10 protein-coding genes are annotated in these 12340 nt (G+C 72.9%); 4 read left to right on the forward strand and 6 right to left on the reverse strand.

The genetic code is table 11. From position 1 onward, the window contains the following. The first annotated feature begins 72 nt into the window (after positions 1 to 72). On the forward strand, positions 73 to 321 hold the full coding sequence (locus WMF11_RS06300; protein ID WP_437550143.1) for a hypothetical protein: 249 nt from the start codon (positions 73 to 75) through the stop codon (positions 319 to 321). Here WMF11_RS06300 and WMF11_RS06305 read toward each other — a convergent pair. The 4 genes from WMF11_RS06305 to WMF11_RS06320 all read right to left on the reverse strand — a co-directional run bounded on the left by WMF11_RS06305 (position 312) and on the right by WMF11_RS06320 (position 5867). Beyond that, positions 312 to 1589: a guanine deaminase gene (locus WMF11_RS06305; RefSeq protein ID WP_437907517.1), complete on the reverse strand. Its 1278-nt coding sequence runs from the start codon at positions 1587 to 1589 to the stop codon at positions 312 to 314. The genes WMF11_RS06300 and WMF11_RS06305 overlap by 10 nt on opposite strands. Then, complete coding sequence (locus tag WMF11_RS06310) at positions 1586 to 2194, reverse strand: SH3 domain-containing protein (protein WP_437907518.1); 609 nt, start codon at positions 2192 to 2194, stop codon at positions 1586 to 1588. The genes WMF11_RS06305 and WMF11_RS06310 overlap by 4 nt, the downstream gene beginning before the upstream one ends. A gap of 100 nt (positions 2195 to 2294) precedes the next feature. Beyond that, on the reverse strand, positions 2295 to 3386 hold the full coding sequence (locus WMF11_RS06315; RefSeq protein ID WP_437550149.1) for a formylglycine-generating enzyme family protein: 1092 nt from the start codon (positions 3384 to 3386) through the stop codon (positions 2295 to 2297). 18 nt (positions 3387 to 3404) lie between these two features. Next, positions 3405 to 5867: a sulfatase-like hydrolase/transferase gene (locus WMF11_RS06320; RefSeq protein ID WP_437976786.1), complete on the reverse strand. Its 2463-nt coding sequence runs from the start codon at positions 5865 to 5867 to the stop codon at positions 3405 to 3407. Positions 5868 to 6159: 292 nt separating this feature from the next. Between WMF11_RS06320 and WMF11_RS06325 the strand changes: the two genes are divergently transcribed. After that, positions 6160 to 6756, forward strand: coding sequence for a Uma2 family endonuclease (locus WMF11_RS06325; protein ID WP_437907520.1), 597 nt, complete (start codon positions 6160 to 6162; stop codon positions 6754 to 6756). 61 nt (positions 6757 to 6817) lie between these two features. Here the strand turns inward: WMF11_RS06325 and WMF11_RS06330 are convergent, their stop codons facing one another. Beyond that, on the reverse strand, positions 6818 to 7507 hold the full coding sequence (locus tag WMF11_RS06330) for an FAD-dependent monooxygenase (protein WP_437976787.1): 690 nt from the start codon (positions 7505 to 7507) through the stop codon (positions 6818 to 6820). Between the two features lie 371 nt (positions 7508 to 7878). On the opposite strand from WMF11_RS06330, the gene WMF11_RS06335 reads away from it, so the two are divergent. After that, a complete protein-coding gene (locus WMF11_RS06335) occupies positions 7879 to 9906 on the forward strand; it encodes a redoxin domain-containing protein (protein WP_437976788.1) in 2028 nt (675 codons plus the stop codon). Next, positions 9903 to 10811 (forward strand): hypothetical protein, encoded by a 909-nt coding sequence (locus WMF11_RS06340; protein ID WP_437976789.1) that lies wholly within the window; start codon positions 9903 to 9905, stop codon positions 10809 to 10811. The genes WMF11_RS06335 and WMF11_RS06340 overlap by 4 nt, the downstream gene beginning before the upstream one ends. A 118-nt stretch (positions 10812 to 10929) precedes the next feature. Here the strand turns inward: WMF11_RS06340 and WMF11_RS06345 are convergent, their stop codons facing one another. Continuing rightward, complete coding sequence (locus WMF11_RS06345; RefSeq protein ID WP_437976790.1) at positions 10930 to 12288, reverse strand: monooxygenase; 1359 nt, start codon at positions 12286 to 12288, stop codon at positions 10930 to 10932. Between the last annotated feature and the right edge of the window lie 52 nt (positions 12289 to 12340).

Below are 12340 nucleotides of genomic sequence, written 5' to 3' on the forward strand. Positions count from 1 at the left end.
CCGAACGAGCCCTCTCCCTGGAGGGATCGCGGGAGCCAGGCGCCCGCGCCTGCTACCCTGCGCGAGAGGCAGATGCGGGTCGATGTGGCGTGCCGTGCCGGCCACGGCGGGAGCGAAGAGCCCGAGACGGTCACCCTGGGGGAGCGCCGCGTGCGGGTGACGGAGATCCTCGACCGGTGGCCCGGGGGCGATCACCACTACTTCAAGGTGCGCGGGGACGACGGCGCACGGTACATCCTGCGGCGAGACTTCGAGATCCTCGTCTGGGAGCTCGAGGTCTATGAGGCCGCCGAGGACGAGAGGGGGAGCGGTCAGGGGTAGACTGGCCGGCCGCGCACGAACGCGCGTTGGACGGTCGCGACGGTCGCGTCGGACGCGAAGACGAGGTGGTTCAGCGTCTCGGCCTCGCCGAGCACGTGCTCGGGGAAACGCACGGCGATGAAGTCCGCCTCCTTGCCGACGTCGAGGCTGCCGACGACGCGGCCCAGGCCGATGGCGTCGGCGGTGCCCTGCGTGGCCATGACGAAGAGATCCGCCGGGGTCAGGCGGTCGCCGAGGCAGAGGGCGTTGTCGAAGGCGCTCGACATGCTGCGACGCATGTCGAAGCTGCGGCCAGCGCCGACGTCGCTGCCCAGCCCGACCAGGACCCCGCGCGCGCGCGGGTCGGAGAGGCGCATGCGGCCGCTGCCCAGGAAGAAGTTCGAGTCGGGGCAGTGGACGACCGAGGAGCCCGTCTCCGCGAGGCGGTCCCACTCGCGCGGCGAGAGGTGAATCGCATGCGCGAGCAGGGCGCGCCCGGTGAGCAGGCCGACGCGGTCGTAGACGTCGACGTAGTCGCGCGCCCAGGGGTGCGCGCGCAAGGTGGCCTCGCCCTCGGCCGGGTTCTCGGCGACGTGCGTTTGCACGAGGAGGCCGTGATCGCGGGCGAGCCGCGCGGCCGCCTCCATCAAGGGACGGGAGCAGCTCGGGGCAAAGCGGGGGGTGATCGCGAACTCGAGGAGGCCGCCGCCCTCGCCGTGCCAGCGCTGCACGAGATCGCGGGCGGCGGGGATGGCCTCGTCGCGAGGGACGCGGAGCGCCTCCGGGCAGCTCTGGTCCATGAGCGTGAGGCCGGCGATGCCGCGCAAGCCGGCGGCCAGCAGGGCGCGGAACAGCCGGTCGGTCGCGCCGGCGCACGAGCTGGAGAAGACGACGCAGGTGGTCGTGCCCGACGCGAGCAGCCGGTTTGTGAACTCGCCCGCGACGAGCGTGGCATAGGCCTCGTCGCGGAAGCGGGCCTCCTCGGGGAAGACCGACCGATCGAGCCAGTCGAGCAGCGGGCCGCTGGCGCTGCCGATGATGCGCGTCTGCGGGAAATGGACGTGCGCGTCGATGAAGCCCGGCATCAACACCGCAGGCCGCAGGTCCAGCACCGGCCCGCGGAACGCGCCCGGGGCGAACGGCGCTGCCTGGGCGATTCGACCGTCGCCGCCGACCACGAGCAGCGCGTCGTCGATGAATCGGACCTGAGCGCCGTCCGGCGACGCGGGGATCGGGGTGAGCAGGCGAGCGCGGTAGGCGCGCGGCGACTCCGGCGAGCGCGCGCTCATCGGATGGCGATCTCGCTCCGGCGGGCCCAGCCCATGAGCAGCTCGCCCCCGCCGTTCTTCATGACGAGGGCCCACGCGCCCGACTCGCGCACGATCATCACGATCTCGCCCGCGGCGATGGCGCCGACCCGGGTGCCGTCCGCCCGCGGCTCGTCGAGCAGCGTGATGCCGCGCGAGGCGATGCCCGCCTGGAGGCGCGCAGGCCCGCCCGGGTCCTCCTCGTCGTCGAAGGCAGGGCCGTCGTCGTGAGGGGATGGCCCCTCGTCGGAGCCTGGATCGTCGTCGAACGGGAAACGAGGGTGGACCTGCGCGCGCCGGTCCGCCGGGGAACGCCCGTCGAGGAGGTGCGCGAAGCGGCCAGCGCTCTGCGCCGGCGAGCGATCGCCGGCGACCGCCCGGAACACGACGGGCGCCGTCGGGAGCAGCACGGCGGCGGCGGCGGCGAGGAGCACGAGCCCGGTCAGCCGATCGAGCTGGCGCGCGCGCGGCGGGGCTGGCGCGGCGCCCGGCGGCTCCGCCCGCGCAGCGAGGCGCGTGCCGGCGTGCTCGGCGCGCACGTCGCGGGGGCCAGGCGAGGCGCCCTGTCCGGCGGGGGGGTGGTCCATCAGCGCAGAGGATACGCGCTGCGGCGAGCGCGGTCGACTGCGCGGCGGCGTGAGCTCCGATGACGCGCGCCGCGCGCTTGTCTGCACGCCAGCGAGCGCGTCAGCGGAGCTCGCGCGGCAGCGGGGCGGCGGCAGGATCGCCGGAGACGGCGCGCTCCGCGGGGACGCCGATCGTGGCGCCGTGGTCCGCGCAGCAGCGGAAGCCCTGCTGGTAGAACATGTGGTTCTCGTCGTGCGAGCGGGTCGAGGGGCGGCAGCGCGTGCGGACAGGACCCCAGTAGCCGCCCTTCAGGATGGAGGGGCGCTCGCCCTCACGGACGGAACGGGTCCACTCATCGATGTTGCCGGTCATGTCGTAGACGCCGAAGGGGCTCCGGCAGCGGGGCTGGACGCCCGACGCCATGCCCTGCCAGAGCCGGTCCATCTCGGCCATGGCCGCGGGGCCGCCACGGGGGCGCAGCGCGGTCTCGATGTACGGGCGCCAACCCTGATCGACGACGCACGCTTCAGGCTCGCGGACGTAACCGTAGGGGTAGGGGCGCGCCTCCTCGCCCTCGCAGGCGAAGGTCCACTCGGCCTCGTCGCAGAGGCGCTTGCCCTCCTCGGCGCAGAGCTCGTTCGCCTCGTAGAACGAGACGAGGATGAACGGATAGACGCCCTTCTGGTTGGGGTACTCGTAGCGATCCATGCAGAAGTGCATCGGCTTCGTGTCGAGATCCTTCGACATCGAGAGCCACTTCTCGCGATCGAACTCCGCGCACCGCTCGGGGTAGTCCCTGCTGATCCAGTGCTTGCAGGTGGTCCGCTGCATCTCGTCGATGGAGCGCAGGTCGCCCTGGGCCTTCGGGGCGGGGTCGAGCTTCATGAGGCCGGAGACCTCGACCATGCCCGTCGGGCAGGTGCCGCGGGTGCCCTCGATCTGGTCGGTGGCCTCGCGCGACTCGGCGGGCGACGAGGCGATCTGCCAGTGACGATCGCGCACGAGGCGCCACTCGAACCGGAGGCGCCGCGGCAGCGAGCCGGTGATGGCGCCCGCGCCGAGCGTGAGCGGCACGGACGGCGCCTGCGCGAGCCGCACGACGAGCAGCGCGAGCGAGGCGAGGCCCAGCGCGAAGCCGACGGCGACGGCGGCGCGCAGCGCCCTCGCGCGGGGGGGCGCGGGCTTCCGCGTCGAAGGGGCGAGTCGGTGCATGATCCCTCGCAGTAAACTCTACTGCGAGGGAGACTCGAAGGCAGACAACTTTTCGCGGAGCCGCCCGAGGTCGGCCTCGAAGCGCCGCTCGCCGGACAGGTCGCGGGTCTCCCGCGGATCGCTCCCGAGATCGAACAGGAGCAGCCGGTCACGCTTCTTCCGCTCGATCACGAGGAGCTTGAGCTGCCCGTCGACGACCGCGGCGCGGCGGGCGGTGCGGGCGAACACCGGCCCTCGGGGAGCGCGCTCGGCGCCGGTGGCGATCGCGGCCAGGGAGGCGCCTTCGACGGCCGTCGCCTCCGCGCCGCCGACGTCGAGGACGGTGGGCGCGATGTCGACCGTGCTCACGGGATGCGGGTAACGGCCCGGCGCGGCGCCGGGGAGGGCGATGACGAGGGGGACGCGGATCGCCTCCTCGTAGAGCTCGACGCCGTGCCCCACGGGGCCGTGCTCGCCGAGCCCCTCGCCCTGCGAGCCGTGGACGATGACCGCCGTGCGGCCGGCGCGGGGGCCCCTCGCCACGGCGTCGAGCAGGGCGCCGAGCTGCCGGTCGACGTAGGCGATCTCGCCGTCGTAGGCGGCGGTCCTGCCGGCGCCGAAGCGGATGCCGGGGTGGGCGACGTAGCGCTCGTGGGCGTCGAAGAGGTGGAGCCAGAGGAAGATCGGCTGGGTGCGCTGGGCAACCCCCTCGAGGAGCGCGATGGCCTTCTCGACCGCGAGGTGGCCTGTCGCCTCGCGCTCCGGGTGGGCGTCGCCGTAGACGGTCTCGAAGCGGTCGAACCCTTGATCGAAGCCGCGCTCCTGGCTGATCCACGTGAACGAGCTGACCGCGGCGGTGAGGTAGCCGGCGCGCTTCATGCGCTCCGCGAGGGTGTCGTTCTCGGGTAGCAGCGTGGGCCACTCGCGGCGGTCGCGCGCCGCTCGGTTGAGGCGGCGGCCGGTGACGAGCGGCGAGATGGCCCGCTGCGTCTCGCTCGAGGCGGCGTAGGCGCGCTCGAACAGCACGCCGCGGGCCGCGAGCTCGGCGAGCCGCGGGCTGGTGTCGCGGCCATAGCCGTAGGCCGACGTGTGGTCGGCGCGGACCGTGTCGAGCGTGACGAGGAGGACGTCGGGGCGCATCGGCGCGGCGGCGGGCGCGGCGGGCGCGGGCGTGGTCCCGGCGGGGGAGATGGTCTTCGTCAGGACGGCCGGGATGACCGCGCCGCCCTCGTCGCGCGCGGCGGGCGCGGAGGCGGCGCGCACGGGCGCGGCCGTCGTGGCGCCGGCAGGAGCGGCCGTCGTGGCGCCGGCAGGAGCGGCCGGCGGGGCGCCGGAAGCGGCGGCAGGCGGGGCGCCGGCGGCCGCGGTCGTCAGCGCGCCGGCAGGCGAGCCCGCGACGGCCCTGGCGGGCAGGGAGGCGGCGCCCTCGTGGGCCCCGTCGCTGCAGTCCTGATCGATGCCGTCGCCCGGCGTTTCCGGTGCGCCGTGATACCGGGTGGGATCGCCCTCGTCGCAGTCGAGGCCGCCGAAGTGCGAGCCCATCCCGTCGCCGTCGCGGTCGGTCCACTGCTCGAGCGCGCTGAAGAGCGTGGCCGCGAGCCCGCCGCCGGCGCGCACGGCCTGGCCGAGCGGGGGGAACGACTCGATCCGGGCGGTCGCGGTCATGAGGACCAGGGCGGCGAGGGGGACGCCCGCGACGCCGGCGATGCGGCCGACGGCCGCGCTGAGGTCGACGCTCGAGACGAGCGCGGTCGCCACGAGCGCGATGGCGCCGTCGACGATGGCGGCGCGCACGGCGGCCCCGGCGTCGCCGGTCGTGCTGGCCGCGTGGGCGGCGAGCGGAGCGAAGGCGGCGACGAGGGGCACGACGCCGATCGCCGTGCCGGCGACGGCGAGGAGCCACGGCTTCACGCCGCGGGCGGCGAGGCGATCGCCGAGCGCGACGAGGCGCTGGGTGACGAGCGCCGCTGCCACGACGCCGGCGAGGCCGAGGACGCCGAAGGTCGCGCCGGCGAGGCCTCGGTGGTGCGTCGTCGCCTTGAGGAGGGCGGCGAGCGCGGCGAGCACCGGGAAGGCGACGCCGATCCAGAGCGCGACGCGGAGGACGGCGAGCCGCTCGCCGCCCGCGCCGACGATGCCGCGGAAGCCGCGGCCGGCCGCGCGCGAGAGGATGAGCGCGAGCGTGACGAGCGGGAGCAGGACGGCGGTCCCGACGAGGAGCCCGTCGAGGAAAGACGCGCCGGCGCGGGCGGTGCGGAGCGCTGTCGGCACGGCGGAGAGCGAGGCGACGCCGAGGCCGAGCACGCAGGCCTCGCCGAGGCGGGTCGTCCAGGCGCTGCGGCGCGGCGGGGGAGGGGCGGCCGACCGCCCCGGCGGGGGGACGGACCGCCCCGGCGGCGCGCTCTGCCGGGCGGGCGGGCCGCTCGGCGATCGCGGCGGGACGCTGTCATGAGAGCCGGCGGCGCTCGGCGGCGGCGGGGGACCTGGTTCGGCGGTGATCATGGGCACACAGGGGGGAGGGCCGCGTGGGCGCCTCGCGAGGGCCTGTCGCGCCTGGCCGCGAGGTCGTGCGCCCTGGAGAACGGGGCCTACCATCGGTCTACCGGGCCGCAAAGTATCCTGCGGGAGCGGACGAGCCGGGGGCGCCGGCGGCGGGCAATCCGGAAGCGCCGCGCTCGGAGTCGAGGCTGCGCCACGCGAAGCCGGCAAGACGGCTGCACGGGTGCGGGCCCGAGCGGCGCCTGGCACGTGCCCGCTGGCGGGCTCCGCGCGGGTACGGCACGATGGTGGAGCCGTGTCGCTCCCCGCGCGCAAGCTCGCCACGATCGCGGATCTGCTGGCCGTCCCCGAGGCGCAGCGCTTCCACGAGATCATCGACGGCGAGCTCGTCCCGAAGGCGATGCCTTCGCCGAAGCACGGCGGCGCCCAGGCATCGCTCGCCGGGATCGTGTTCCGCCCCTACAACCGGCGGCCTGGCGGTCGCTGGCCAGGAGGGTGGTGGTTCGCCACCGAGGTCGAGGTGCAGCTCGAGGAGCACGAGATCTACCGCCCCGACGTGGCGGGCTGGCGGCGTGAGCGCCTACCGGAGCTGCCCGAAAAGACGCCGATCCTCGTGCGGCCCGACTGGGTTTGCGAGGTGCTGAGCGTCTCGAACACGCGCAACACGCGCAACGATCTCGTGAAGAAGATGCGCACCTACCACCGGTGCAAGGTGCCCCATTACTGGATCGTGGATCCAATGAACGAGGTGCTCACCGTGCATCGCTGGATGGATGACGGGTATCTGAACGTGCTCACGGCAGAGCGGGGCGAGCGCGTCAGGGCAGAGCCGTTCGACGCGATCACGTGGTCCGTCGGGGCGCTCTTCGGAGACGATCCGGACGAGGAGTAGAGCAGCGACTCGCCGAGACGGGGCTGCGCGCGGTCGCGCAGGAGCGCCCCTCCCGGGCTCGTCACGCCTGAGGCCGAGCCGCCGGGGCGCCCGGACGCCCGCTCATCGGCAGTCCGCTGGACCAGCCCCTCGCCATGCCCTGCACCATGGCCTCGTAGTCGGTCGCCTTGCTCCTGCGATCCCTCGCCTCGCAGAGCGCACGATCGGTCGCGAACAGCGAGCGCGCGAGGTCGCGGGCGCCCGCGTTGATCGCGGCGTTCTTGGCGTGGCGGCGCTTCGTGAAGGCGGTGAACGCCTCCTCGAGGGAGGCCGCGCTGCCCAGGCAGTCGGCCAGGTGCCACGCGTCTTCGAGGGCCTGACTGGCGCCTTGGCCCGACGTGGGCAGCGCCGCGTGCGCGGCGTCGCCGATCAGCAAGACGTTGCCTCGATGCCACGTGTCGATGGGATCGTGATCGTGGACGTAGATCTTGTTCATGCGCTCGATGGGCGTCTCCTCTATCAATCGCGGTATCGGGCTCGGCCACCCGCGGAAGAGGGCGCGGAGCTCGGCCCGATGATCTGCCGGCTCCTTGCCCCGAGCTTCAGGGCAGGCCGCGGCGCCGGCCCAGTACGCCTTCGATCGAGATACGGGCACGACGCCGAAGCGCACGCCGACACCCCAGCAGTCCATCACCTCGATCTGCGATTCCGAGAACACCGCGCGATCGCTCTCGAACGTGCCAAGCCAGTTGACGAAGCCACTCCTCAACATGAACCTTCCCGTGTTCTCTCGTGGTCTCCTGCGACCACGACCCTTCTAACGACGCTGCCGGGGGGTCCCTACCACATGCCCCGCGCGCTGCACGCGGGACCGCTCCGAGGCCTGCGTCCTCGGTGACGCGTCATGTTCGGCCCCCCAGGCCATCGAGCCGCGGAGGCCGCCCCCCCTCCGAATCTCCGCCTCCGACCTGGACCCCACCTGGTCCGGACGGCGCAACGGGGGACACCGTCGGAGATGTGCGCCGGCGCCGCCGCGACCCCGGTTCTCCTTGCCCAGGCCCCCCTGGCGACTTGTATCGTCGCAAAGACGCTGCCCTTGCTTCATCAGCCGCCCTGTCCTTCATCCCCTCCAAGGAGCTCTTCATGACGCTGCTGCGACGTCGCGCTTCCGCCTCCGCGCTGATCTTGCTCGCCTTGTCCGCCTGCGGAGACGACGATGCGGTGAGCGAGACCGGGCTGTCGTGCGGTCCAGGCACGAAGGCCGAAGGCGGCGTGTGTGTGCCTTCGGCGACGAGCCCCGGCGTCGTCTGCGGCGAGGGCACCGAGGACGTCGACGGCGCGTGCGTGCCTTCGGCGACGAGCCCCGGTGTCGTCTGCGGCGAGGGCACCGAGGACGTCGGCGGGGAATGCGTCCCGACCGCGCTCCAGCCCGGGCATTTCCTGAGCCCGCTTGTGCAGCTCCAGAGCTTGCACGAAGTCGGGAGCCACACGGATGAGGTCCGCGTCCGCGACGATGACTTGCTCCTCAATTGCAGCTACACATTCAACGTCATCGATGCGGAGGACCCCGCCGACATGGAGGTGCTCGCGGGGGGGCTCAAGCACACAATCCCCGGCGATACCCGCACGCCCGGCTGCAAGCACCTCGCGTGGGACGATGATCTCGTCTTCACCACGCACCTCGGCAACATCCGGAACCCGGCCTTCCTGAGCGGCTGGGACATCAGCGATCCCGAGGCCCCGGTGCAGCTCCCTGTCCTGCAGGAGGAGGGGATCAGCTACGAGGGAGTCGACGTCGCGAACCACAACATCTTCGTGGGGCTGCACGGAGATGGCCTCGGCGTCTACCGCTACGACAGCGCGGTCGGGTTCACGCGGGTCGGCAGCCTGGGTGGATTCACCAATGCGTGGGGGGTCGCGGCGCGCGACAACCATGTCTTCGTCGCCGACGGCGTGGACGGGCTCGTCACGGTCGACGCGACGGACCCGACGGCGCCGGTGGAGCTCGGGCGCGTGGCGACTGGCGGCCAGGCGAAGGGCGTCGTCGTGGACGGCGACTTCGCGTATGTGGCGGCGGGCTCTGCGGGCGTCGCCGTCGTCGACATCTCCGACCTCGCGCGCCCGGTCGTCGTCGGGCGCGCCGAGATGCCCGGGACCCCGCTCCGCCTGGCAACCTCCGAGCGCCGCCTCTTCGTCGCCGCGTGGAACGACGTGCGCGTGTACGACGTGTCCACGCCCGCCGCCCCGACCTTCATCGCGGCCGTGCGCATCCCGAGGGCGTTCGAGTACGACGATCCGGATCGCGAGCTCCCCACGATGCGCACCTTCGGCGTCGCCGCCCGGGGTCAGGACGTGTTCATCGGCACCTGGGAGAACCCGTATTCCTACCGCCTCGAGCCGGACCGCCTCGCCCCCAACATCCGTCTCCCGGAATCCGCCGCGCGGATCGATTTCGGCCCGGTCGCGGCCGGGGACAGGAAGACGCTCCCGCTCGAGGTCACGAACCAGGGGACGGCGCCGCTCACGCTGGTGGACAACTGGGTCAGCGGCTCCGCGTTCAGCGTCGAGCCGCGCCAGGCCCGGATCGCGCCCGGCGAGACGATCGAGCTCGACGTGACCTACCTGGCCTCGGCGACGGACCAGGAGATCGGCTATCTCCACATCACCTCGGACGACCCCGCGGCCCCGGTGCGGAAGAGCTATCTCGTCGGCAACGCGCCCGGCGTGAGCGTCGGGGCGCCCCTGCCCGCGACCACGGGCACGATGCTGGACGGCACGACATGGACCTCGGAGGAGTCGGCGGGGGGCGTGCTTCTGCTCACCTACTTTGCCACCTTCTGTCCGGTCTGCGCCAACCACCTGCCGGACACCGAGGAGCGGTTCTGGCTGAAGTACAAGGACCAAGGCCTGCAGATCGTCGCCCTCAACCCGAGGGAGCCGGTCGATCAGATCGGCCAGGTACAGACGTATTGCGACAACATCAAGGTCAGCTTTCCGGTCGGGCTCGAGGAGACCGCGAGCACCTACGCCGCCGTGACGTCCAATTTCCCCGGCCCCAATCCGTTTCCGGTCGACGTGATCGTCGGGAAGGACGGCATCGTCCGGTATGTCACGCATGAGTACGATCCGGATGCGATGACGGCGGTCATCGAGCAGGCGCTGGCCGAATGATGAGGCGCGCCCTGCTCCTGATGGTCGTGCTGATCGCGTCCGGTTGCGACGGAGGCGGCGGCTCGACCAGCGGGGCGGGGGACGCCGGCGGCGGCGCAGCGACGGGCGGCGGCGCCGGAGGCGGCGGCAGCGCAGCGGTCAGCGGTGGTGGCGACGCTGGCGGCGCGGCGGGAGGCGGCGGCGCGACGGGCGGCTCCGGCGCAGGCGGCGCGCCGGCGGGTCCAGGCGTGACCGGCGTGCTCGCGGACGAGGCGGGACAGCCCATCGGCGGAGCCACCGTGCTGTTTTGCAACACCGCGGTCTGCTACTCGGACCGATCGAGGGCGGATGGTCGCTTCACCTTCCTCTGCGACGCGGAGCCGCCTGTCGACTTCGTTGTGAAGTCGATGGAGGACGCGGGGACGACGCCGCGCCGGGGAACGACCCTGTTCCCGCTGCGCTTCACCGACGCGGTCACCGTCGATGCGGGATCGCTCTTCGTGCCGCACCTGCCCGCGGGCGCCGTCCTTGGTCCGAACAGCGATGATCCGCAGGTCCTGGAGGTCGGCGATGGCCTCCAGCTCACCGTGAGCCGCGCCGCGCTCGCGACGCCGCTCGGCGAGGCCCTCCACGACATCGCGGCCCGGAGGATCCCGCCCGAGCGCGTGCCACCGCTCCCCGATCTCGGCGGGGAGGAGATCGTGGCGGTCTACGCGCTCTACCCGTTCGCGACGACCAGCGACTCGCCCATCGGGGTCCAGGCCCCCTCGGACCTGGCGCCAGGGACGCCCGTGAGGTTCCGGACGATGAGCGAGTACGACGGCAAGCTCTCGGCGCCGGCCGCAGGGGAGGCCGACGGCGCGGTCGTCAAGACGGCGCCGCTCTCCGGGATCGACGAGCTCACCTGGATCGTGATCTCCAGGTAGCGATCATCGCACCGCCGTCGGCCCGACCCTCCGCAAGGCGAAGAGGCGCCGGATTCCCGCTCTGGCGACGCCGCGGCGGCGTCGGTCGACGACCGCAGTCCGCCCGCTGGAGCGCCGCTCACGGCGTCACATAGAGCCACGCGAGGCACATCTCGTCGTTCGTGCCTTCACCCCAGGCGAGGTCCTCCGGCGGCATCCTGACCCCGCTCATGAACGGCTGGTTCTCGGCGCTGTTGTCCCAGTGGCACTCGACGCGAAGCCGGTCGCCCGGCGCGAGCCGCCTCGGCTCGGCGAGGCCGTAGGGAGATTGCCAGTGGAAGTCCCAGCGCGGGATGTCGACCAGGCACTCTCGCTCGCCGTCCCCCCGGCGCGTGGACAGGGAGATGCTCTTGCCGCGCAGGTGCTGGTGCAGGCCGACCGTGTACAGCGTGAATGGCTGATCCGCCGGGAGGGCGCCCTTCGTGAAGAGCGATACAGCGGTCGCCGCGTCCTCCTCGAAGTCGTACATCACGTCGGGATCGCCGGCCGGGATCCGCATCCCGCCCTTCACCCACGCGGGGTCGAGCCACGGCATCGTGTACGCCGGCCGCTCCACCGCGTCGTCGATCCGGAGCGCGACGCGGGTCTGGTCCGGGGCCGGCATGCCGTGCGCGATGTTGTAATGGACCTGCATCACGATCTTCACCCCCGGCGGGACCTCGATCCCCGTGCCCCGAGGGGCGTCGCGCCCGAACGACCCGGGCGCCCATCCGCCGAGGATGCCGTACGCCGAAGGGCCCTGGATCGCGGCGTCGTCGCCGGTCGGGCCGCCGAAGCAGGAGTAGCCCGGGCCCGGATCCGCCGCGTCCCACGCCTCGTAGGTCTCCACGGCGCCCGGCTTCGCGAAGAAGACGACGACGTGGTGCACGATCGACGGCGCGCCCGGCGTGACGCCGAGGCCCGTGACGAAGCGGGTCGCCTCGTACGGCCAGTCGATCAAGAAGCACCGGTATTCGTCGGGCGCTGTCGCCGGCGTGTAGGGCTCGGGCATCGACAGATCGAGGTCGACGCGCGACAGGCCGCCAGGCATGTCCGGCGACGCGACGAACTCGGCCGGATCGCCGGGGGGCGCGCCCGCCTCGGCCCAGCGCGCGATGGCGTCGATCTGGTCGTCCGTGAGCGAGCGATCGTCGAGCAGCTCCGCGCAGCCCGGCGCGGGAGGCCAGGGAGGCATGCGCCGGCTGGTCACCGCGTCCGCGATCGCGTCCTTGAGCTGGATCGCGACATCGGCTGTCGTGAACGCGAACGGCGCGATCCCACCCGGCGCGTGGCAGCCGGTGCATTTCGCCTCGAGGATGGGCCTGACGTCCCGGTGATAGGTGGGCGTGGCGCTGGGAGGAGATCCATCGTTGTCGCTGCTGGCCGTGCTCGAGCAGCCGATCGCCCCCGCGCCCATCAGGGCGAGCAGCGCCGAGCAGGTGCCGTGATATCGATTCATGCGATCCATCCTGCCCGCGAGATGTTGAAGGGCTGTGGAGCCGCGCCAGATC

Origin of the sequence: Sorangium sp. So ce295 (assembly GCF_051527405.1) — a bacterium.
Lineage (GTDB): Bacteria > Myxococcota_A > Polyangia > Polyangiales > Polyangiaceae > Sorangium > Sorangium cellulosum_B.

Excerpts from the sequence above, each read along its gene's own strand:
- WMF11_RS06300 (WP_437550143.1), top strand. The coding sequence starts at position 73 with ATGCGGGTCGATGTGGCGTGCCGTGCCGGCCACGGCGGGAGCGAAGAG.
- WMF11_RS06305 (WP_437907517.1), bottom strand. The coding sequence starts at position 1,589 with ATGAGCGCGCGCTCGCCGGAGTCGCCGCGCGCCTACCGCGCTCGCCTG.
- WMF11_RS06310 (WP_437907518.1), bottom strand. The coding sequence starts at position 2,194 with ATGGACCACCCCCCCGCCGGACAGGGCGCCTCGCCTGGCCCCCGCGAC.
- WMF11_RS06315 (WP_437550149.1), bottom strand. The coding sequence starts at position 3,386 with ATGCACCGACTCGCCCCTTCGACGCGGAAGCCCGCGCCCCCCCGCGCG.
- WMF11_RS06320 (WP_437976786.1), bottom strand. The coding sequence starts at position 5,867 with ATGATCACCGCCGAACCAGGTCCCCCGCCGCCGCCGAGCGCCGCCGGC.
- WMF11_RS06330 (WP_437976787.1), bottom strand. The coding sequence starts at position 7,507 with ATGTTGAGGAGTGGCTTCGTCAACTGGCTTGGCACGTTCGAGAGCGAT.
- WMF11_RS06335 (WP_437976788.1), top strand. The coding sequence starts at position 7,879 with ATGACGCTGCTGCGACGTCGCGCTTCCGCCTCCGCGCTGATCTTGCTC.
- WMF11_RS06340 (WP_437976789.1), top strand. The coding sequence starts at position 9,903 with ATGATGAGGCGCGCCCTGCTCCTGATGGTCGTGCTGATCGCGTCCGGT.
- WMF11_RS06345 (WP_437976790.1), bottom strand. The coding sequence starts at position 12,288 with ATGAATCGATATCACGGCACCTGCTCGGCGCTGCTCGCCCTGATGGGC.